Here is a 22,735-nt window from a genome sequence, read left to right on the forward strand (position 1 = left end):
CCTGTTTCCTTGCTGTTTTTATTGGTTCTGAATTCGGTTTAAGGTAGAATCAAAGACCGAAAACATTATTTCTGTTTGATCACTAATAGGGTGATATCATCATAGACTTTTTGACTGCCAATATAGCTCATGACATCATCAATAATTCTTTCTCGCATTTCATGAGCACTGAAATTCCAGGAAGTGCTCACCACTTCACACAGGCGTTCTAATCCATACTGAACCCCATTGATATCTTCTGCTTCCGTAATCCCATCGGTATAAAGTACAACCCCATCTCCAGGATTCAACCGAATATCAGTATAATTCAAAAACTCTGCAATATCCGGTTCAAGCCCCACATATAAGCCTAAATCAAGAGTATCAATTCGTTCAATTTTGCCCCCATTTCTAACAATGATCGCCTCTTCATGTTGCCCACTAATTTTCAAGTCTCCCTGGTGGTAATCCAGAATGGCTAAGGTCATGTTTTTATCAATATTCATCCGCTCTATATTCTTGTAAATGGCACGGTTAATAATTTCTAAAAACCGAATTGGGTCATTTTCTTCACTTTCCAATAAGGTGCGGACCGCCATCTGTGCCATAATCATCAACATCCCACTTTCTAATCCATGTCCCGTAACATCGCCAATGGCAAATTTTACGCCGCCTTCGTGAGGGAGTACATCATAATAATCCCCCCCAACTTCATCCGCAGGTTCCATAAAACCGGCAATTTCTAAATCGGGAATTTGCTGCAATTCCCGCTCTTTGGGTAAGACCATTTTTTGCAGCTTACGGGTCACATCCAGTTCCGCACTCATGCGAAGATTTTCTGCTTTCAGCCGTTCGTTTAGTAGGGTAATTTCCTGATTGGCTTCGGCGAGTTGGGCGGTGCGTTCCTTAACTTTAGTTTCTAAGTTTTGATAGAGTTGAGCATTTTCAATCGAGATGGCAGCTTGTGCAGAAACAACGTTTAAAAGTTCTAAGCGATCGGGGGTAAAGGCTTCAGGCGTGAGATTATTTTCTAGGTAAAGAATGCCGACTAAGGTACCACGATTCACAATCGGGCTACATAAAACGGATTTGGGTTGCTGTTCTATAATATAGGCATCGGTAGCAAACATTTCGGAGGTTGTGGCATCACTTAAAACCACAGATTTTTGAGTGCGGGCTACATACTGAATGATAGACTGGGGGAGTTGTTGGCTTTGATGTACAGGGATGGATTGCAAGACTTGAATTTCGCTATCCATCGTCCCTGACCCTTCTATCCTGAGTTGCTGATGATCAGATAAAATCAAAAATCCTTGTTGCGCTCCGGCATTTTCTAGGGTAATTTGAATTAATTGAGTCAGGAGTTTATCGAGATGAATTTCGCTGGCGATCGCCTGAGAAGCTTTCATGATGGTAGCAAAATCTAGGACTTCCCCCGTTTGGTTATCGGTGGTGCTTAGAGTGACTGTGGTTTGCAGTTCCCCTGATGCCTTGCGCGATCGCTGCGCCAAAATAGCCGGATACTGTTGCACCAACTGTTCCACTTTCCGCTTGGCCCCCCAAAGCTGATATTTATAGTGAGACTTCTTAAGGTAAACAGCGGCAAAGTCTTCTTTTCCTTTGTTCCACCAAAATTTACCTGCAAGTTCATGAGCAATCGCTTCATGGTGAATAAATTCCTGTTCACTCGCCTGGGCGATCGCGCGATCGTAGAGGTCCATTGCCTCTAAATCTTGTCCCAAAATTCGAGCGATTTCTGCTGCGACTAAAAGGAACTTATGCTGGAAAGTTTCGGGACAATTTTCAGCCCAGATTTTCATCTGGGTTTGGTTAGCTTCCAGTTGCTGCAAATAGAGGGCTGAGTCTGAACTGGATGCGGTAGGATAGAGGGCCGCTAAGGTGAGGGAGTGATAAAAATTATAGTCGGCTACAATGATATTCCCGGTAATTGTTGGAATGAGTAGGACAATATCCGGGGCTAAATTTAAAGCTTCAGCAAATGAGCCATATAAATACAAAATAGCAAACTTAAAAATTTTATAATAACAAATTCCCTGCCAGCTTTGATGGGCTTGAGAACTTGATAAGTAGGCTGATTCGGAAATTTCATCCCCCTCAAAAGTCAATTCATTGGTTGTATGTCCCAAGAGGTTAGCGACACCGATTTTGAACCCTAAAATATTATCCGTCGCCCATTGGTTTTGGGTTTCTTGAGTCACTGCCAAAAAATTACTGAGTTCCGTCCAAGCATCGGGGAGATGAGTCCCTCGACAATATAACCGAATCGCTTGGAACTGAAGAATATAGCCAATGTATTGAAACTCTCCCGATAGCCATCCAGCTTTATATCCCTCACTTAACAAAGAATCTGAGGCTTTTAAGGGTTTAACCCAGGGATAAATTAAGCCGCCCACCACGGTGTAATTCTTGCATTTTAATGCCGGGTCATTAAACTGTTCAGAAAGTTCCGCAGCTAGAGTTCCAAACTCATTGCCCAAGCGATAATTACCAAAGCAGCACATCAAAAATCCATAGGTAGAGTATCCCTGAGCTGACTCTCGGGAATGACCATATTTCAAGGAGGTTTGAACAATTTTAGCAACAATAATCGAATATAGCTCTAAATTGATAATATAACTGACTGCTAAAAGATTAACCAGTAATTGTATGGCAATGATTTGCTCTGGATCAATCATTTGGGGGTGGGCAATCAAAGAGGAAATTTCCCGATCGCCCAATTCCTTTTCAATACTTCCAATTTCCAGCATTAAGGCAGATTGAAAGTCGCTCTGGGGTAAGTCAATTCCCAATAGTTGCAATGCCTTTCGCCCCGCTGCAATTCCTTCAGCATATTTGAACTGGAGGGTGTACTGGACGATCGCCAGGTTGTAGATTTTAGCTTTTTCCAAATCCGTATGCGATCGCGCCAGGACCAGGGTAATTAATTCCTCAGCCGCCTCAAAATTTCCCTTGAGATACTCCACCTCTGCCCATTGCTTATGCAGGGCCAAGGATAAATCATAGTGTTCCGTCCAACAGGTTTCTGGTAAATAGCTGATGCCAAATTGCAAATATTCCCAAGCGGCTGCATAAGCTGTTGATTCTTTGGCTTTTCTTCCGGCTGATAAATTTAACTCAGCTAACTTAATCCGTTCCTCCGGTTCTGTGATCAAGCCTTCACCCAGATTCAAATGATCAATGATTTCAAACAGATTTGCTCCCCGTTCAGCTTCCGGAGTATTTTGAAGTAAAACTCGGCCTATTTTGACATGGATAGCCCGTTGGGCTTCGGATTCTAATAAAGTATAAGCGGCTTGCTGGATGCGATCGTGAACAAAGCTATAGGAATTGGATAAAGGGTTCACCTCTGTCCCGGAGTTAATCCATTTTGAATCATCGCTTCGGGTAAAAATAAGCCCTAATTCTACGGCATCAAATAAGTGACGGGCAATAGTTGGAGGGGTACTTTCATCCAGGAGGGAGAGGGTTAACAAATCAAATTGATTACCAATACAAGCCGCTAATTTAACAAATTTCTGAGCCGCTTCCGGCAGAGATTGAATTTTAAGCACCATCAATTCCACTACATTATCGGTGATTTGGGCCGATTTAATTTCGTTGAGGTCCCATTGCCAGCGGCGAGCGTTTACTTCAAAGCTCAGGAGATGCTCAGTATAAAGTTTTTCCAGAAACGCATTGATAAAAAATGGGTTGCCATTAGTTTTTTGTAATACCAACTCCGCTAAAGATAAAATTTCTGGGGCTTCAGTTTTTATCGCATCGGCAATTAACTGACTAATATCGGGTAACCCCAAAGGACTCAGAGAAATATGATTTATCGATGCTCCACTATCCCGAATTTCTGATAAAGTTAACATCAGAGGATCCGTGGTGCTAACTTCATTATCGCGGTAGCAGCCAATCAATAGAAAATGTTGGCTATCTGCTCGCGTCATCAGTTGGTGAATGATTTTTAACGAAGCGGCATCTGCCCATTGTAAATCATCTAAAAAAATGATGAGGGGATGTTCTTTTTGGGTAAAAACCTTGATGAAGTTTTGAAAAACGAGGTTAAATCGATTTTGAGATTCTCCTGGAGGCAAGGGGCTAACTGGGGGCTGTGGGCCGATAATCAGTTCTAATTCCCCAATCAAATCTACCATAATCTGCGCGTTAACCCCTAACGCCTCGATTAATTGCGATCGCCACTGTTCGATCTGTTCAGGAGTTTCCGTTAATAACTGTCGAATTAAAGTTGCAAAAGCCTGGGCGATCGCCCCATAAGGGATATTTCGTTGGAGTTGGTCAAATTTACCTGAAATAAAGTATCCGCGCTTTTGAGTTAAGGGTTTATAAATTTCCCGCACTAAAGCCGATTTGCCAATTCCCGAATAACCGGAAATTAGCATCATTTCCTTTCCCCCATTCAACTCCGGGTCATTCAGTCGATCGCTGGCTTCTAGCAGTACCGTAATTTCTGCCTCTCTGCCATAAAGTTTTTGGGGAATTTGAAACCGGCTAGAACTATCATTTTCCCCCAGGGTAAAGGGTTGAATGCTTCCCGTTTCTTCCAGTTGATTCAAACAATTTTGCAAATCAGATGCAAGTCCCCAGGCACTTTGATATCGGTCCTCTGCGGTTTTAGCTAAAAGTTTCATTACCAAAGCAGAGACGGCTTCGGGAATTTTTGGATTAATCTCCCGTGGAGAAACTGACTGCTTGGCAATATGACAATACACTAACTCCAAGGCATCCTGAGTCGGAAAAGGAAGCTGTTGAGTCAGTAATTCATAAAACGTTACCCCTAGAGAATAAAAATCCGTGCGATAATCGAGGGCACGATTCATTCTCCCGGTTTGTTCGGGAGACATATAGGCTAAGGTCCCTTCGATAACATTGGGATTTTTAAATGTGGGATTTTCTCGGGAAAACAGGGTAGAAATGCCAAAATCAATAATTTTAGCTTGCTCAGTTTGCCGATTATAAACGATATTCAAAGGATTCAGGTCTTTATGAATAATATTAGCGTGATGAATTTCTCCTAAAGTTTGGGTAACCTGAAGAGCAATGGATAGAAATAGCTTTAAATTTCTGGAAATTTCTTCACTGCATGATTTTAAACTTTCTCCCCCAAAGTCTTCAGAAATAATCAGCCAATGATTTTGATAATTTTCCAAATTGTAATATTGGACTACCCCTTCCACCGGGAGCAATTTTTTATTAATTTCATATTCTAGCTTGTAGCGGGCAATTTGCTCTAAACTGGGATACTCGGATTTAAGAAATTTCAAAATAACTGATTGGTTATCTGATTCTTGTATTGCTCGGTAAACAACGGTATTTTCACTTTCATAAATTGCCGAAAGATTGCAGTAACCGGGAATTTTTAACATAAGTTTGAATGGCCTAAATAAAGGGTAAAATTGGAAGATCCAAATAGGTTAATTTTTTGACTATTCTTTCTAGCTAAAATGCTAATCGCCCGGTTTCAGAAAATGAGGCGATTAGCTTTCGGCCTAGTTATTCTAAGGGGATAGAAAAGCCCTAATTCACAAAAAACTGTGATAATCAAGGCTAATGGAAATCTCAGTTGATTTCACTTTCCTGGTCAATTGCGGCTTCTTTTTTCGGATAAACCCAATTTTCAAATAAATCCTGGATCAAGGCTTTGTTTTTCGGAGACTGCTGGTTTAAAATATCCGCGTAATCATCGCGCATTTCGATACAATAACTGGCATTTCGTTTTTTAATCTGGGGCAACCAAGCTGTATGAATCGTAAACCCGACATTAAATTGCTCATGCCACAGTTTGTATTGGGGACCGCTTTTTAAATCAGCCGCATCAAAAATCCACAGTTCATTCCCGTTAGTTTTTTGGGGTTCTGCACTCTCGTCATAATGAACCACACAAAGGATGTAACCATCGGTAGATCCTTCAGTTCCAGGTCGAGGAATAAATTGGGGTGAAACGACCCAATGACCCTCGGGAAATTGATATCCATCAGCAATGCTCAACCGATTTTCATCGTCAGCAACCTGATCTAAGGGTGCAATGTGAAGTCGGAATAAGGTGGAAGGTTTGCCTTGAGTCGTGATCTCATCTAATTCCTCCAATCCCACTTCTCGATAGGGATAATGTTTATACAGATGTTCAATATGGGGGGTTTTTAGATCAGCCCAACATCCCATACAACTCCAGTAAATATTTTCTAAACGGTCTGGAAAAGGACGCTCACGGTAGGCGTAGATGGCCGCCCCCCAGGTATAATCTTTATGCATCAAGATATCTTGATTTTTGCGGATGAATTGTCCGGTTTTGCCGTTAATGACGTGACATCCCAATTTGCTGATATCCATCGGTCCGGCGATCGCCCCATAGAGAGGGGATGTTCCTGACCCGTCCACCGGACCGGCATCATCAAACTTGGTCACCCATTCTGCGGCATCCCATGCACAAACATGAGCTAAGTGCAAGGTAATCTGATCATCCGGATTCTGATAATCCACGAGAAAATGTGCTGCCTCTCGGGGAATTGTAACTTTTTTAGCCTCTACTGACTGATTCTCTTTGTCCAGTTTATTGCGCGCGATGATATAAACTGTATTGTCGTTTAATTGTGGATGATCAAATACGTTTCTCAACCATTTTTCAAGCTGGTCAGACCTTTTGTTCGCCCTAGTTGGTAGAATTTCCTCAACGGAAATTTTAAAAGCGGTATCGATTAACACCAGATAATCTTTAGTCAGTCCCATCTGGTGAGTGCTTTGCTTAATTTTGAGTGGAGAACCCTGGTAGAGAACTTGCCATTTTTCCAGGTCTCCTGAACCATCCCACCGGACTAAATATAGAAAATTATCAGTAAATATCCCAATGCAAGCTCTCAAAAATTGTAAAAGACTTTTACCCGTTATTTTAAAGGGTTCTAAGACATTTAAAACAAATTTTTGAGGTGTTTTTTCGGGGGGGGGGGAAGTAACCAACCTGCAATAATTCTTCTGCGGGTTTTTCTACTTTTTTACAGTATAATTTGTGGAATTGTTTTTTGATCCAGTCTAGGAACTCTTTACCCAAATAGACTAAGGGAATGAATTGAGACAAGACGTTAGAGAGCGATCGCCCCACATTCACCGTAAACATTTCATGGGTATAAGGGTCGAAAACGGGATGGGCTGAACTTTGAATCGTTTTAAAGGGAGTGGTCGGTTTAAAAAAGAGTTTTTCCACTTCGTTAACTTCTTCCCACTCAGAATTTTTCCCCACTGGCGTAACAATTTCCAGGGTTTTGGGGTCGATTTCGTAGGGACGACCCACATCCCAAGTCACCAGTAACCGTTCATGTTCGGCCTCAGAAAATTTCAGGGGAAGAAAAGCTGTATTGAGTTGATTGCGGGTTCCTAAAGGGCCAGAAACTCGGGTAATACCCAGATTTTTAAATCTTAAATCTGTTAATTTGGGATTTCCCTCAGAACCCTGATATTTTTGGCAATGATTTGTGGCAATATCAGCGTAGTAGCACGGAGCTTTGATTTGTCTAGCGGATAATTTCGCCCCTTCGGTCAAGGGTTCAAAATCAATGCGGTAAACCATGCCATCGCCATTGTACAACGGGGTAGTTCCGTCATGGGAAGGCCAAACGGTATTGCTGGTAACATCCGGTCGGTAAGAGTTAATCGAACCCGTTGCCCCAATAATAAAGGCATGACCCTGCAAATCAGTGGGTAGAGGTTTCCCATCTTTTTCTTTGAGGGTTAACGGCGGAGATTGGGCATTGGGGTTATCTTCTGGATAACCAAACTCATCTCGACTGACGGATAAAACAGAGGCGGGAAAGGTTTTATTAGAGTCAGATTTAGAATGGGTGCTCACAGTTTGATTCATGGGGTTCATGATTCCAAGACGGGATATGGAGGGACCTGTTCTTCCTCGGGTTTTGGAAGAACAAGTCTAGCAACTGAATGAGGGGGCTGCCCTAACTAAAGATCTCTAGGGCAGTGAAAAGGAGGAAAATGGCTGGGGAATTGCGTTGTTAGCAAACTGCTTCAATTGTGACAGAACTGATCAAGGCTTGTCAACCCAGCATAATCATGCAACTTTACTATAATCTCAGGGGGTCAGTCCAGGATTGAATCATTAGGACGGTTATCGAGTTTCCTTCACATTTCCGTTTTTTTTGTAGGCCCTTAATCAAAACTTAGAGTCATTCTTCGCGCTAGTAATCTGAATTTTTGAACCTGATTCTAGCAGAATGAAACGGCAAATATTAAAGAATTAGGCAACTTTTTTTGATAAAACTACGCCAGATTTTGGGTATTAAAAGACCTAGATTTTCTTTAATTTTTTTACTAAAATCTTATTATTTTAAATAATAAAAATTAATTTTTATTATTTTAATAAAAAAGGAAAAGCCTAATCATCCCGGCTTTCCCCTTTTTACCTTAACAACAGGTCTCTGAATTAATGGTTCCAATTAAAAGGCATAAATTCGGCCTTTTTCATCGGTATAGAATCCTCGGTCAATTCGTTCTCCCGTCATGGCAGGGCGAATCGTGATGGTGACATCATTTCCGACGGAATTAATATCAAAATGTAAAGGAACCTCACTCGCACCCACTGGGGAATTGATAAAAACATTCAAGTTTCGATACAAATCAGTCTGGGAAGTGGGATTGAGCAGGAAATTGCCTAACCCGACTCGGGTTCCCGCCCCTATTTGTCGAAATCCGCCATCTTGAAGGCTATATTCCAAAGAGATTCCTGCATTATTCAGCAGGGTAATGTTGATCGGAAGGTTGACATTTACATCGGTTTCCGGTTGCCAAAATCCGGGTTCTCGTCCTCCCGTTTCACTGGGTTGAGAAATCCCGATGCTGGAATTCAGTAAGACTGTGGCTACAATGGAGGCGGTTACAATGATTACGCGCTTCATAATGTTTTTTGGTCGGGGTTTACAAAGAGTTAAATCCGTTAAATCGGAGAGAATTCGCAGAAGGCTACCCTAATGCTTACGTTTACTATAACCCTCTTTTTACGCCTTGTCATGCTACCCCAGAACAAAGTTATCGTTTGTTCATTTCAGTAATTAAATTTGTGACAATTCTTATCAAATACGCCTCTTGACAAAACTCTTATTTTTTGCATTTCCTGAATTTTGCCTTAAATACCCGTTGTTTCTTCACTCCAATAGTGAGCAAGCCCCTGTCATGTTAATGATTCAAGCCCATCGTTCCAGCTAAGATATAGAAGGATTTAGAAACCGGGTTTCTTTTTAAACGGTCTGTACATTAGCAAACCATTCATGGAAGAAACCCGGTTTCTTTTTTTTTCAAACTAATCCTAGAATAGCCGCCTAACTATTTCCAATCTTCCCAGGTATTATTAAAGATGGAGGTATTGGGAAAGGCAACGGGATTGCCGCTATCAACTAGACGAGTTTGTAACTCTTCTAACTGGGGTTCTCGTTGGGGGAGATTGTCTACTAATTGATAGGGGAGGATGCCTTTTTCTAGGGAAAAGTTGGCAGTTTTCCCGGCTGCAACTCCAGAGGACCATTCAAAGGAATGTACTCGATAGGCAGCGGCAGCAATATGGCTTGTAGCGATACTTTTCCCAGCAATTAATAGGTTGTCAATCCGTTGGGGAATTAAGGCCCGGAGGGGAATTTGGAAGGGATAAGCAGTGCCTGCCCCCCGACGTTCTCCCTCTAGTTCGGTGTTTCCGGGGGCTTCCGGAGGCGAGAGGGTCATGCAAGGATGAAAGTCGATCGCATAGTGGGCAATTCCCACAGAATCAGGGAAAATTGTAGAGCGCGATCGCGAGGGTCGTCCCTCCAAATTCGGCCTTTGTCCGATCGCCTCTAAGGTTCCTAATCCCGATAGGGATTCCCACAACCGGCGATAATCTTCGGGTAGCAAATTTGTCCGATAAAACTCGTTAGAATAATCCGCCCGAGAAATATCGATTTCCCAAACCATAAACCCCTCGGGATGACCCCAACCGGGCCGCCCAATAATCCGCCGTCCCTCGCGCATATAAGGATATTTCGATAATCCATTGGCGGTTCCCATTGGCGAATCGAGTCCGGAAAGATACCGATGATTCGGGTTAGGCTGTTTCACCCCATCTCCTAACTGAGAATCAGTTGTTCCCTGGACTAACCAATAGAAAAAGCCAGTCGCGTGTTCTTCTCCTGCTTGCAGGGTTTCGGTTCTTAATCCTCCCATCCATCCCCCCGGTTCCAGTTGCCCGGTGGATTCTAACTGCTGACGGGTATAGATTAAATTATCTTGAGCCGTTCCTGGTCGATAATCATTCCCCCAAGTCCAGTTTTGCATGGAAATATCCCCGGGATTAATGGGATATTCTCGGGGGTTGGAAGGGAGAGTTTTCTGATATTTTTCGCTCCAGATCCGGCGGTAGGTATAAACTAAATTAAAATTCGCCAACCGTTCCAGTTCGTAACTGTAATAAGGCGCGTAACGGTCGTAAAATGCCGGTTTAACGTGCTGCTGGGGTTCTTTCGTGGCCTGCATGGCGAACGTATAAGTAAACCCTTGAGTACAGTAGGGATTGCCCTCGGCGCTAGAAGCGGAGGGTTCCAGGGGCGATCGCGGATCAACCCCGAGGCGGTAGGGTACATCCGCTAACCCAATCAGTTCGCCAGTTTCTGTCGCATCAATTACATACCATTGGGCCGGTTGTGCGACATTGTTCCCATTGCGGGAATTGCGATCGCGCGTCATGGGCACAAACCGCACAATGTTTTTATTAAACCGGGCGGAATTTTCGTAGCGATAGGCATCTTCCAGGATTTGCGAGAGGGGTTCCGCATTCACTGGGGGCTGACCTGGGGCCGGTTTGATTTGGATGGCGATCGCACTTTGAATTTGTTCGCCCCCTTCGGTCCCTGGGGAAATATCCAACTCTTTGATCACCGTGTTGGGATACCATTTGAGAGTTCCTTTCCCCCGTTTGGCTGCTCTTTCCAATTGCTCAAATAGCAATTTATGGCCGTCATACGGCATAAAACAGGATTCACTCACCCAACATTGACCCGGGTTGAGGCGTCCATACTTGCGCTGGATACTCTCGCGAAATTCCAAGTATCCTCGGGGATACAATAACTGTTGTCGTTGGGTGGGTCGTTCATCCAGGGCGGAAGTGCCTTGGGAGGAAATTTGACCCCCTATCCAGTCGGTAATATCCGTGATGCAAACCGTCCGACCCGCCAATAGGGACTCATAGGCGCTGGCAGCACCTGCTAATCCACCCCCGGCGACTAACATTTCACAAGCGACTTCTTGATCTGGGGCGCGAGGGGGTGTGGCATCGGCGACAGAAGTCGCTAATGCCAGGGTGATTAAGCTCACGAGTAGGCTGAAACAGGACCGAGTTGGGGAGATGCCCCGAACGAGATGCTGTGGTAAAAGCTGCGATTGACGCTGCATAGGTATCGAATTAGGTAAGCTGGTAAACGGTTACGTTGAGAAAGGGGATCCGCAGTGTCTGTTACAGTAATGTCTGTTACAGATACTACTTTTCCTCCTTGTTCATGTTAGCTATACGGAGGGGAATTGGGGAATTCAGGTTGCAAAATAGGGCGATCGCCTTACTCTATTCAGTAGGGATTCAGGGATTGAAGGTCTTTAAATCGATAGAACCCGTGGAAAACTTAGGACGTTATTAACCCATGCACGTTACCTCATCCAATTTACCGATGAAACCGTTTAAAACTCCCGGGTTTGAGGGGTCCCCATCCTCGGATCATCCCCCAGCGGAGAACGAAGCGCTGTTGCACAGTATTATTAATAATATTCCCGGTGCCATTTATCGATGCACCTATCAAGGAAACTGGAAAATTGCCTTTATCAGCAAAGGAATTGAACAAATTTCTGGATATCCAATCTCCCATTTTCTCCACCATTCCATTCTTAGATTTAAAACTCTGGTTCATCCCGAGGATCAGGGGATGGCTCAACAGAGGGTGGAAGCGGCTTTATTATCACAACAGCCTTATACGTTAGACTACCGACTGCTCAAAGCCGATGGGACGATGGTTTGGGTCCGTGAAATCGGTCAAGGCATCTGCGATCGCCAGGGAAATATTTGTGGATTAGATGGAACTATTTCTCCCTTGGGTGAGAGTTTCTCTCGCCCTCTTGAGGAAAATATCCTCGAATTCAACCCCAAAATTGCCCCAAAATTGACCATTTTAGAACAAATTAATGAAGGCTTTTTAAACTTAAATTCCCAAAGTCAAGTCATTTATATCAACCCCCAAGCCGAAAAGTTATTACACACCACCCAGCAGACCCTTTGTCAACCCCAGGAAGCTCTCGAACTCTCTCCCGAATTGGCCCAATTTTTTGCAGATTTGAAAAGTGCTTTATCGGGTCAAAATCCTCAACCTGTAGAAGCCTGTTATCCCTATAAAGAGACTTGGTTAGAGGTGCGCGCTCATCCGTATGACTCGGGGATATTAGTCTTTTTAAGTGATATTACTTCCCGCAAACAAGTTTTAAATTCCTTACGTCAGCGGGAAAATCTCTATCGGACCTTTGTCAAAAACTTTCCCAATGGCGTAATTTTGTTATTTGACCGAGACTTGCATCATACCTTAGCAGAAGGCAGGGATTTAGAAGCGATTGATTTGACTAAAACAACCGTAGAAGGAAAGACACTTCAAGAGGCATTTCCTTCGGACATTTGCCAAACCCTAGAACCCTTGTATCGGGAGGTACTCGCCGGAGAAACCCGAGTAACTGAACTCACCTTTGGCAGTCGCATTTATTTAGCCCAAATTCTGCCCATCAAAAATGAAGCCGGAAAAGTTTTAGGGGGCATGGTTATGACTCAAAATATGACCGAATGCAAACTAGCTGAAGCCGAAAATGCTCGGTTAATTGCGTCATTACAAAAAAGTGAAGCCAAAACTCGGGCAATGGCTTCTTTGTTGTCGGAAGCCGAAAAATTGGCTCATGTGGGATGTTGGGAATTTGAAATTGCCACAAACCGAATTATTTGTTCCGATGAAGTTTATCGAATGTTAGGTTTAGATTTGCATGAAGCCTCCCCAACCTATCCCGAATATTTGCAAAAAATTCACCCGGAAGACCGAGAAACGGCTGCACAACTTATCGAACGCGCCATTGAGGCGGGAGAATCCTATCAGGTAGAACAGCGGATTGTTCAATCTGATGGTTCAATCCGCTATATTTCGGCCAATGGAGAACCGATTTTTAATGAAGCGGGGGAAGTGGTTAAGGTGTTGGGAAGTCTTTTAGATATTACCGATCGCCATTTAGCCCAGCAAGCTTTAATGAAGTCGGAAGCTCAATTAGAATTACGGGCACAGGAGTTAGAAGAAACCCTCTATGAACTGCAACGCACTCAAACTCAACTGATTCAAACGGAACGGATGTCTGGGTTGGGACAGATGGTAGCGGGAATTGCCCATGAAGTGAACAATCCCGTGGGTTTTATTTATGGAAATATTGTTCATGCCACTTCTTATATTGATGATTTGGTTAATTTAGTGAACCTCTACCAACAGCATTATCCCGAACCGGATCCAGAAATTTTAGAAGAGATTGAGGAAATTGATTTAGAGTTTTTATTTGAAGATTTGCCTCGGTTGTTGCGATCCATGAAAGTGGGGGCGGAACGAATTCGGGAAATTGTGCGATCGCTGCGTAATTTTTCCCGCTTAGACGAAGCGGAAAATAAACAGGTGAATATTCATGAAGGGATTGATAGCACCCTGTTAATTTTACAACACCATCTCAAAGATGAAAGCCCGAATCCAAACTCAAATACCGGAATTACGGTGATTAAAGAGTATGGCGATTTGCCCCAGGTTGATTGTTACCCCAGCGAACTCAATCAAGTGTTTTTGAATATCATCACCAATGCGATCGATGTTCTCAAAACCGAAGACCCTCCCCGCCAAATCATCATTCAGACTGAAGCCGTTATCCGTGAGCAAAGTTCCGCAGAACAACCCAGCCCTGACTGGGTTATCATCCGAATTATCGATAATGGTCCGGGGATGACCCCAGAGATTCAACAACGAATGTTTGATCCATTTTTCACGACCAAACCTGTGGGAATGGGTACGGGATTGGGATTATCAATTAGTTATCAAATTATTGTGGAACAACATAAAGGCAAGTTAACTTGTTCCTCGGAAGTGGGAAAAGGGACGGAGTTAATGATTGAGTTGCCCGTGCATCAAAACTATGAGGAACCCGCGTTATTTGAATGAATCTTATGGATTTAAAAACTCAGGTTATGTTATCAACAATCAAGACCTAAATTACAGCGGTTCGATTTGTTTGACTACTCGCAAAATCACCCAACAGATTAAGACACTGGCTAATCCCAGTTGCCACAACCCGCAACCAATTAACAATCCGAGGGCAGCCGCGACCCAAATTGCGGCTGCGGAGGTCAATCCCCGAACCCGATCGCGATCGCGCAAAATCGTTCCCCCTCCCAAAAAACTGATCCCCGTCACAATGCCTTGAATGATTCGACTAAAGGCATCGGTACTTTCTAATGCGACACCGACTTGCACAGGCAACAAAGTTAAAAGAGTTGTTCCAAAAGTAACCAGCATATAGGTTCTTAAACCGGCTGGTTTATGTTCTCTTTCCCGATTGAATCCAATCACGGCCCCGACGAACAAGGATAACCCAACTCGCCCCAACAAGTGCAAGGTATCCACGGGAGCAAGGGTGCTAAGATTTGACACAATAGAGTTCCCTAAATGGAGTCTGCATCCTTTACTCTACAAGGAAACGGGTCAAAATGTCTTCGATCTGTGAGAGGGACCTGAACCCTATGAGGTATTTTATAAGTTAAATTTATATTTAGAATTGAGGGCATTTCGGGTTTAATCCTGGGCATGAATCCTGGGATTCTTTGAAATATTCCTGTCTTGCTGATTTTTGGAGTAGGCTAGGGGTCTTATGACCTCGACCTTGAGGCAGGGGAAGTCAAGGTTAGGGCGATAAAAATAAATTATGCAAAATTAAACTATTCCTTTAGATAGAGGTCATCGCCTGTTGGGTTATGGGAAAAAGATACTAGAGAACAGTGAAACAAACGAGACGGCTATGCCTCAATCGATGAATTCTCTCTCTTTCCCCTGCTCTGATGAAGTTCTTTGTTATTATTTGAATTCTACCAGTGAGATTCAGGTAATCAAGAGTGAATGTCGAGAAAGTTGGGATTTTGAGCGTGTTGTATTTCCGGGACAACGGCTTTTTTTTGAAGCTCTTTCTACAGCCCATTTAGAAATTTACAAGGCGCAGAATTCTGGTTTGCAGTTAGCGGCTCGGGTGAAATGCGATCGCTTGCAAGTTATGCAAGAGAGCAGCTCATCTTTCACAACGGTCTCAAAATTCCTAGGGCAACAACTAGCAGCTTGTTAAGTTCCGATAAAATTCTGGGTGATTTTTAGCAGTTAAAACACTGTCTATTGATGTAATGATTGGGTGATGCATGGGTGTGCAAAAGAGAGGAGAAGAAGCGATCGCTTTTTCTCCTCTCTTTATTTTAGGGGACTCCAAAAAATAAAATCGGATTGGGGAAATCCCCCATTTTTTAGGGAAATCCCTTAGTTAGGGCGCAAATGTTGAGAACCCAACGGAATTTTAAGCGCCCCTTTTGGTGTAAAGTAGAAGCGATCGCAGTCAGGATTGAGAGGGCATCCGGGGCGAGTGTTTAAGCTGGGGTGTAAAATTTAGCCGGTTGAGGATGCGATCGCTACTACTCACGAACGAGGCAGGACTATGAAGATTTTATCCCAGTCTTCCACCTTGAGAGTCGCATGGAAAAATCAAATTGAATCCAAAATTCAAGGGCAACGAGAGACCCAGCAAGACCTGTTGGGAACGAGTTTATTCGGTCAATTTCGCTTTTTTTATGGGGAAATTAACCGCGTTAGTAAGCAAGTCAAAGGCAGTCTGGGAGAAAGCGTCGTGTCCTTCCTCCTGCAATGGTTACCAGATTCTGACGTTTTGTTCAACAATGCCTTGATTCCCACTAGAAAACCGGGGATTCTAACGGAAATTGACCATTTAATTATTGGTAAAAATGGGGTTTTTCTGGTCGAACTCAAAACCTGGAAAGGGTCATTTAGAGCCTACCAAGATCAATGGAAACGCCGGGAAGGAAAGCGATGGGTTCCCATAAACCAAAGTCCCAGTTCCCAAAGTGCCTATCATCAGCAAATGTTCGAGGATTGGATTCGGACCATTTTCTCTGATTTACCGGCTAATTTTGTCACAGCACCTGTGGTTTTTCCCATCGCCGATTGGGTGGGAACAACTCAATGTAGCGTCCCGATTTTGCATCGCGTCAATGCCTTACTTGACTTGTTAAAGGGGTCAGAACCCTGCCTCACAGCCCAACAAGTTGCGGCGATCGCCGAGGCTGTTGCCAATTATACAATTCCCCCATCGGACACCATCGCCCCCAAAGCCCCCTTACCGAAACCGATGCCAAAACCCTCTACGCCTAGGGTGGCTAATCCGGTCCCACGTCGGACCTACACCATGCAAGAAAGTACCGAGGTTACAGATCGGGCAACGGCGGATATTACCCAGTGGTTGCAAAATTCTCCCCGGACTATTTCTGTTCAAAACGTTGAAAATGACCCGCACTATCGCGCCATTGATGTAGATTTACTGGTAACGACGGACCGGGGGGAATCTAAACTAGAAATTAAAGGCGATCGCTATCATAAAACTGGCAATTTCTTTTTTGAAACCCAAACCAATCAAGAGAAAAATACCCCGGGTTGCTTTCTCTACACCGAAGCAGATTGGTTATGCTATTATTTTGTAGAAATTGGCCTATTGTACTTGCTGCCGATGCCTCAGACCCGGGATTGGTTTCTGAACCACCTAGAACGGTTTCCGTCCAAGTCAACCACGACTCCCATTAGAGGAGGCGGTTGTTACACCACTGTGGGACGGCTTGTCCCGATTGATGTGGTCCTCCAGGAAGTACCGGAGGTGAAAACATATCAACTCTCGTCAGGTGGGGAGGGGAGATTGGCCCCTGGGCAATAAATCCTATCTGGGATTGGGGATGCGATCGCCCTTAAAACCTGTGGATAGGAGGGTTTCAAACCAGTCTGGCGTGACTATCGGTGATCAACCGTCGGCAGTTCATGCAATGGGTGCCAGATCTCAGTTAAAACTGAGAAGGAGAGAATCGTTAGTTAGAGGGAGTCTGCTGTGGATCCGGAGAAGCAACAACAGATCATGGGGTATTTCATCGAGGAAGCTCGGGAACACCTCGAAACCATCGAAAAAGGACTGTTAGAGTTACAGTCCACCATGAACGATCAGGAACAATTGAACGAACTGTTTCGGGCTGCCCACTCAGTCAAAGGGGGTGCAGCGATGTTGGGCTTTGGGAGTATTCAAAAGACAGCCCACAGCTTAGAGGATTGCTTTAAGATTCTCAAAGAGGAGCCAGTTCCTGTTGACCAAAAACTAGAAACCTTATTTTTAAAAGGGTATGATACCCTGCAAAAATTACTGGAACGCCTCCAAGGACCTTTTGGCTTAAGAGAAGAAGATGGGGCCGCCATTGTCCAAGAGTCCCAGCCGGTGTTTGAAGAACTGAAAAAATATCTGGATGCCCTTGTTCAAGGAGGGGCTGAAGCGGAGGCACAGCAAACCAGCCGTGACGTGGGCTTAGAGATTGCTAACGAAGTGATCAATCTGTTGAGACAAATGTTGATGCTATTCAAGCAAAAGCCCGATGCAGAAAACCGCAAACGGATCGGGACCTTGTGCAATCAACTGGCTGAAATGAGTCCTCAGATGCAGAATTGGCAAAGTTTGGTTAAAACTGCTGCGGGGGCGATCGCCAATCCCCAAAACAGCTATGACCTAATCGCCCCTGTGACGATTAAAGAACTCAAATATGCCAGCGATTTTATCGCCGTGGGCAAACCGGATACGATGCCCCCCAGTTCATTATTATTGGAATTAGCCGGTCAGTCACCCCCGCCCGCAGGTATCAAGCTCAAAGATAAGGAGTTTATCATTAAAGCAGAGCCACAAGCAGCCGCGCAGAAACTGATCGAAACCTTTGATAAAAAACAGCTTACGGTCTTGACCAAGTTGTTAGTTAAAGCGGTGAAATCTTAAACAGAAAGGGATTGATCCCCCCAACCCCCCTGAGATCCCCCTCCCGTCCCCCTTAAAAAGGGGGAGGCCAGAGGAATAACTGTTTACTTACTGGGGGGCTTTTAAGAATTAAGATTAGGGTGTTTGCCAAATCCGTTGATGGTAGGCATCCACATTAGCATAGGGGTCGGGATTATCGTGACTGTGACCGTGGGCGTGGCCGTGGTCGTGATCATGACCGTGAGCATGGCCGTGAGCATGGCCGTGAGCATGGCCGTGATCGGGGTTATGACCGTGACCTTCTGACTTTGCCATTAAACGGAACTTGCACATTTCACAGTTCATTTGCACCTGCCCTAGATGGGTTTCAATCTCGCGATCGCGCAGGAGGGTGAGCAATTCCCGAGTAATTCCCATTTCCGGCAGTGCGGTAATGGAAAGGTCTGTCCATTGTTCTTGTTGCGCGGCAGTGATATCGAAAATTTTCTGTACTAAAACGCCGGTAAACAGAAAATAAGGAACCACTATAATCCGTTTCGGTTGGAAGAGTCGGGCACGGTCAAATCCTTCTTCTAAGCGCGGATGGGTAATGCCAATAAAACAAACTTCCACGGTTTTATAACCGCTACCTTCCCACAAAATTCGGGCAATTTTGTAGACATCGCTATTGGCATCCGGATCACTAGAACCGCGTCCGACGAAGAGTAATACCGTGTCCGATCGCTCAATTTGATGGGGGTTATGTTCCGGTTGGTCTAGTTGTGCCAGTCGCGATCGCCATAACTCCACAATTCCCGGCGCAATCCCGAAATGCCGTCCGTAATAAAACTTGAGATGGGGATGCCTTTCCCTGGCGCGGTCTAATTCATTGGTAATATCAAACTTATTGTGGCGCGCGGCAAACAGTAGGACGGGCAACACGGAAAATTCAGAATATCCCAGGTCCACACACCGATCTACCCCCTCCTGAATCGTCGGGCCCGTCAGTTCTAGGAAACAAGGCACAACCAAACGCGACGAGTCTAAGGCTGTATAGGCGGCTGCAAAATCCAGAAAGCTTTGCCGTCCCCGTTCGTCTCGGGTGCCATGCCCAACCAATAATAAAGGACGTTGGATCGGTAATGGAGGCAATTCTACAGACTCTAACTCGGAAGTTTCGGATGTAATTTCGATGAGATCGGATGTTTTGACGTTAGGCATTAATTTTCAGGCTCCTTGTCCCGTGCGAGGCAGGAAATCGATTGAGCAAATAACGGGCGAGGGCGTTCTGGCTTGCGATCGCGTCTGAGTCCCCGGGCTGAGAATAGGGGACTCCAGACCCCCAATCGCTGACAGTTGCCGCACAGCCTCGGATTTTCACCGGAGTTTCCCCTCGCCCTTCCTTTAGCTTCGTTATCTTATCTTATTTAGCTGGCAATCTCTATGCTCGGGAGGGGGATAGATGGGGGTATCCCGCTGTATTCTCTTCCCTATAACGGATATAAAATAAAGAATAAAGAATTAATAACTCAGAAATTTTTAGGGATTCAAGTTTGAACGTTGGCAATTTTCAAAAGGCGGTTTTATCTATTTCCGAAGCCAGTTTCAGCCTTTCTATTCCCCCCACTTTTATAAATTTCTCCCCAGATTGCCTGGGTTGTGGTGTATAATCAAAATAGACTTACGAACCTAAAGCTGGGGGTGAATAACTTTAAATTGGATATAACCAAACCATAACAAATCGATAAGTCAAAAACAGGAAACTCGGTCACTCTACGGATGCAAGCGAACAGAAAGGTTCGACTTGGATCGAGCTTGCTGGCGCAATATAACCCAGTCATATAAAGGATGGAACTTGTATGAGACTGCCTCATACTTAGCGTTTGAGTCTTAAAAAAGCATCACTGAAACAAATCGCTGAAGCGATCGCCCTGGGGGATCGGGCGGTTGTGATGACCTGTGGCGGACTAGCGATCGCTGTTCTAGCTTGATTTTTATACAAAAAATTGAGGGAATAGGCTCAAAAGGTCCGATTACCGGATCTACAGTCCGACTGTTTTCTTGATGCATACTGACTTTTATTCCCTCCAGAGGGCGATGACGTTGCAGAGCTTGGGTCTTTAAAACTTAGTTTCGCAACTCTGTCCCGACGGACTCAGAACTATACCGCATGGATCTCCAGTTTGCCTTACAACTTATAGACAAACGCAGTGGCGTTTGTCCTGTCCTTTTTTCCCATTTTTTGATTTTTTTTATGAGTATCATCAGTAGATGCCCCGTAGCGGGCGAAACAGACTTACAACAGATTGCTGATCTAGTTAAAACCTGTGAAGTCGATGGGTTACTAGACGAAGATAAATCAATCGCCGATCTCAAATGGATCGTCACCACCTCATCGGTCAGGTCCCGGCGTTTATGGAAAGACTCAAATGGTCACCTACGCGGGTTTGGACAACTTTGGATCCCTGAACCCGAGGAACGACTGGATGGATATTTGTGGTTTTATGTTGACCCCAAAGATGCCCTCCAAAACAGCTTTACCGAGGGGATTATTCCTTTAGAAACTGAGATTTTAGATTGGGCAGAAAATCGCCTACGCGAGATCGGTAACAAGAGTGGACTGAGTATCCACTTACACACCAAAACTCGCGCCGAAGCCTTAATTAGAATTTCCAGCCTAGAACGGCATAATTTTAGCCTAGAACGAACCTTTTTGACCCTGGTTAAATCTGACCTGGAAACCCTACCCCCCCCAGAGTTTCCCCCAGGATTTACCCTGCGATCGGTAGAGGCCCCAAGAGATGATCAAGCCTGGGTAGACTTATATAACGAATCTTTTATTGACCACTGGGATCACCACGATTTAACCCTCAGTAGTTATCAGGATTGGCAACAGGATCCAAACTATCAACCGGAATTTGATTTAGTGGCAGTCGCCCCCGATGGCACCTTTGCCGCCCTTTGCCAAAGTTCCCTCCAAACCGCTTTACCCCACTCCAGCAAAACCGGCTGGATTAGCTGGTTAGGAACTCGTCGGGGCTTCCGCCGGATGGGTTTAGGGCGTTCCATCCTCATCGCTGCCATGCAACGACTCTACCGCGCCGGTGCAACCAGCATCAAGCTTGGGGTCGATGCCGATAGTGCCACAGGTGCACCGCGATTGTATGACGCAATGGGCTTCCGTCCCGTCCAAAGTTGGCTTTCCTACGTTAAAACTCTATAGAGAAAGGCAACAGTTCGTAGTAATGGAAAACAAGCTGGGATAAACAAAGGTAACAGTTTGTAATAACCCCTAAAATCGGTTCCGATCGCCCTACAATTAGCCCATTTCAGCGTTCAAGGAGTGGGAGAATCTTGCTCACTAACATTCAGTAGCCCGCAAGAGGCTCCCACTCCTTTTATAAGCTCGTACTCCTATCATTCATAATAAGATTTATACCACAACCGGCGGTGCCGGTGCCTGCCTGATTTGATAGGATTAACCCGTAACCATGAGACAAAAAATCTGGATTCTGCTTTGCTTGGTGAGTGCGATCGCCATTATCTTAGTGAGTCTTGCTCGCCATCAATCCCCGGTATCATTTGATAATCCACCGGATGTACCTCTCTCACAGCAACCCGCAGATCCAGTCCCCACCCTTCCCAAACCGAGTCCCCTCAGCATGAAGCTCAGGCGGGCTCCGGCAGTCGTCCCCGATCGCCTGATGGCAGATTTAGAAGCATTAGCCTTTGATCGCTCAACCCCCGATAGCCGATCGCAGTCCCGAGAGTATATCCGCAGTCGCCTCCTAGCAGCGGGATGGACGCCGCAATCTCAACCTTTTGCAGACGGAATCAACCTGCTTGCCAAAAAACCGGGTAAGAATCCCGAATCGGGAAGTATCCTCCTCGGCGCACATTATGATACCGTTCCCGGTTCTGCCGGTGCGAGTGATAATGGCAGTGGGGTAGCGGTGTTGTTGGAAGTGGCGCGACTGTTGCAGGACCGGCAAACTGAGCGATCGCTAGAGTTAGCCTTTTTTGATTTAGAGGAAATCGGATTACATGGCAGTTTTGCCTTTGCCAGCGATCCCAACTTAGTGGCGGACTTGCGCGGTGCAATTGTAGTGGATATGGTGGGATTTGCTTGTTATCAAGCGGGATGTCAGGATTATCCGAGTCAACTTCCTATACAACCGCCGAGCGATCGCGGTGACTTTGTAGCCGTCATTGGGGATACAGAACATTTACCCCTGTTGGAAGTGTTCCAGATGGAAATTGCGGCTAATTTACCGCCGGTTTATACCTTGCCGGTTCCCTTTAAAGGGTTATTGATTCCTGATACTTTGCGAAGTGACCATGCTCCCTTTTGGTATCATGGAATTGGGGCCGTTTTAGTGACGGATACAGGAAATTTGCGATCGCCGCACTACCATCAATCCAGTGATACTCCCCTTCAGATTGATCGGGCTTTTTTTATCGGTTCCGCCCAACGGATTGCTGATGCGATCGTCACATTATTAGAGAGTCAGGGAAGCTTACAAACCAACTCAATCCAGACTCCGCCAAATTAGGAGAAGTCACCTGATCCAATGTAGCATCAAAATCACAGTGTTTCCCGGAAATCTAACTCAAAGTCCCCCTTTTTAAA

14 protein-coding genes and 1 riboswitch are annotated in these 22,735 nt (G+C 44.9%); of the genes, 6 read left to right on the top strand and 8 right to left on the bottom strand.

All coding sequences use genetic code 11. The features are described from left to right. Window positions 1-65: 65 nt before the first annotated feature. The 5 genes from NG796_RS08590 to NG796_RS08610 all read right to left on the bottom strand — a co-directional run bounded on the left by NG796_RS08590 (window position 66) and on the right by NG796_RS08610 (window position 11,424). Entirely contained in the window at window positions 66-5,372 is a 5,307-nt protein-coding gene (locus tag NG796_RS08590) for an AAA family ATPase (RefSeq protein WP_261205492.1), read from the bottom strand. A 193-nt stretch (window positions 5,373-5,565) separates the two neighbouring features. Continuing rightward, window positions 5,566-6,732, bottom strand: a complete 1,167-nt coding sequence (locus NG796_RS08595; RefSeq protein WP_261205493.1) for a carotenoid oxygenase family protein — start codon at window positions 6,730-6,732, stop codon at window positions 5,566-5,568. Between the two features lie 160 nt (window positions 6,733-6,892). Then, window positions 6,893-7,858 (bottom strand): carotenoid oxygenase family protein, encoded by a 966-nt coding sequence (locus tag NG796_RS08600; RefSeq protein WP_261205494.1) that lies wholly within the window; start codon window positions 7,856-7,858, stop codon window positions 6,893-6,895. Between the two features lie 589 nt (window positions 7,859-8,447). Continuing rightward, window positions 8,448-8,906, bottom strand: a complete 459-nt coding sequence (locus NG796_RS08605) for a hypothetical protein (RefSeq protein ID WP_261205495.1) — start codon at window positions 8,904-8,906, stop codon at window positions 8,448-8,450. Between the two features lie 424 nt (window positions 8,907-9,330). Then, complete coding sequence (locus NG796_RS08610; protein WP_261205496.1) at window positions 9,331-11,424, bottom strand: FAD-dependent oxidoreductase; 2,094 nt, start codon at window positions 11,422-11,424, stop codon at window positions 9,331-9,333. 242 nt (window positions 11,425-11,666) lie between these two features. Here NG796_RS08610 and NG796_RS08615 point away from each other — a divergent pair, with 242 nt between their 5' ends. Continuing rightward, window positions 11,667-14,240 (top strand): PAS domain-containing protein, encoded by a 2,574-nt coding sequence (locus NG796_RS08615; protein ID WP_261205497.1) that lies wholly within the window; start codon window positions 11,667-11,669, stop codon window positions 14,238-14,240. Window positions 14,241-14,291: 51 nt separating this feature from the next. Here the strand turns inward: NG796_RS08615 and NG796_RS08620 are convergent, their stop codons facing one another. Next, the gene (locus NG796_RS08620; RefSeq protein ID WP_261205498.1) at window positions 14,292-14,729 is read right to left on the bottom strand and encodes an MgtC/SapB family protein; all 438 of its coding nucleotides are present in this window, start codon (window positions 14,727-14,729) and stop codon (window positions 14,292-14,294) included. A gap of 424 nt (window positions 14,730-15,153) precedes the next feature. Here NG796_RS08620 and NG796_RS08625 point away from each other — a divergent pair, with 424 nt between their 5' ends. From NG796_RS08625 to NG796_RS08635, 3 genes are all read left to right on the top strand, one after another. Further along, window positions 15,154-15,411 (top strand): DUF1830 domain-containing protein, encoded by a 258-nt coding sequence (locus NG796_RS08625; protein ID WP_261205499.1) that lies wholly within the window; start codon window positions 15,154-15,156, stop codon window positions 15,409-15,411. A gap of 360 nt (window positions 15,412-15,771) precedes the next feature. Next, window positions 15,772-17,055 (top strand): nuclease-related domain-containing protein, encoded by a 1,284-nt coding sequence (locus NG796_RS08630; RefSeq protein WP_261205500.1) that lies wholly within the window; start codon window positions 15,772-15,774, stop codon window positions 17,053-17,055. A 168-nt stretch (window positions 17,056-17,223) separates the two neighbouring features. Then, on the top strand, window positions 17,224-18,147 hold the full coding sequence (locus NG796_RS08635) for an Hpt domain-containing protein (RefSeq protein ID WP_261205501.1): 924 nt from the start codon (window positions 17,224-17,226) through the stop codon (window positions 18,145-18,147). Window positions 18,148-18,261: 114 nt separating this feature from the next. On the opposite strand, the gene NG796_RS08640 is transcribed toward NG796_RS08635, so the two are convergent. Beyond that, window positions 18,262-19,326, bottom strand: coding sequence for a sirohydrochlorin chelatase (locus NG796_RS08640; protein WP_261205502.1), 1,065 nt, complete (start codon window positions 19,324-19,326; stop codon window positions 18,262-18,264). Window positions 19,327-19,365: 39 nt separating this feature from the next. Then, a riboswitch (cobalamin riboswitch) is annotated at window positions 19,366-19,536 on the bottom strand. A gap of 459 nt (window positions 19,537-19,995) precedes the next feature. Then, window positions 19,996-20,175: a hypothetical protein gene (locus tag NG796_RS08645; RefSeq protein ID WP_261205503.1), complete on the bottom strand. Its 180-nt coding sequence runs from the start codon at window positions 20,173-20,175 to the stop codon at window positions 19,996-19,998. 184 nt (window positions 20,176-20,359) lie between these two features. On the opposite strand from NG796_RS08645, the gene NG796_RS08650 reads away from it, so the two are divergent. After that, complete coding sequence (locus NG796_RS08650) at window positions 20,360-21,328, top strand: GNAT family N-acetyltransferase (RefSeq protein ID WP_261205504.1); 969 nt, start codon at window positions 20,360-20,362, stop codon at window positions 21,326-21,328. A 268-nt stretch (window positions 21,329-21,596) separates the two neighbouring features. Then, window positions 21,597-22,658, top strand: coding sequence for a M28 family peptidase (locus NG796_RS08655; RefSeq protein WP_261205505.1), 1,062 nt, complete (start codon window positions 21,597-21,599; stop codon window positions 22,656-22,658). Window positions 22,659-22,735: the final 77 nt, after the last annotated feature.

This window comes from Laspinema sp. D2d (assembly GCF_025370755.1).
Classification (GTDB): domain Bacteria; phylum Cyanobacteriota; class Cyanobacteriia; order Cyanobacteriales; family Laspinemataceae; genus Laspinema.

Excerpts from the sequence above, each read along its gene's own strand:
- NG796_RS08640 (WP_261205502.1), bottom strand. The coding sequence starts at position 19,326 with ATGCCTAACGTCAAAACATCCGATCTCATCGAAATTACATCCGAAACT.
- NG796_RS08595 (WP_261205493.1), bottom strand. The coding sequence starts at position 6,732 with ATGGGACTGACTAAAGATTATCTGGTGTTAATCGATACCGCTTTTAAA.
- NG796_RS08590 (WP_261205492.1), bottom strand. The coding sequence starts at position 5,372 with ATGTTAAAAATTCCCGGTTACTGCAATCTTTCGGCAATTTATGAAAGT.
- NG796_RS08645 (WP_261205503.1), bottom strand. The coding sequence starts at position 20,175 with ATGCATCAAGAAAACAGTCGGACTGTAGATCCGGTAATCGGACCTTTT.
- NG796_RS08655 (WP_261205505.1), top strand. The coding sequence starts at position 21,597 with ATGAGACAAAAAATCTGGATTCTGCTTTGCTTGGTGAGTGCGATCGCC.
- NG796_RS08600 (WP_261205494.1), bottom strand. The coding sequence starts at position 7,858 with ATGAATCAAACTGTGAGCACCCATTCTAAATCTGACTCTAATAAAACC.
- NG796_RS08605 (WP_261205495.1), bottom strand. The coding sequence starts at position 8,906 with ATGAAGCGCGTAATCATTGTAACCGCCTCCATTGTAGCCACAGTCTTA.
- NG796_RS08610 (WP_261205496.1), bottom strand. The coding sequence starts at position 11,424 with ATGCAGCGTCAATCGCAGCTTTTACCACAGCATCTCGTTCGGGGCATC.
- NG796_RS08615 (WP_261205497.1), top strand. The coding sequence starts at position 11,667 with ATGCACGTTACCTCATCCAATTTACCGATGAAACCGTTTAAAACTCCC.
- NG796_RS08650 (WP_261205504.1), top strand. The coding sequence starts at position 20,360 with ATGAGTATCATCAGTAGATGCCCCGTAGCGGGCGAAACAGACTTACAA.
- NG796_RS08630 (WP_261205500.1), top strand. The coding sequence starts at position 15,772 with ATGAAGATTTTATCCCAGTCTTCCACCTTGAGAGTCGCATGGAAAAAT.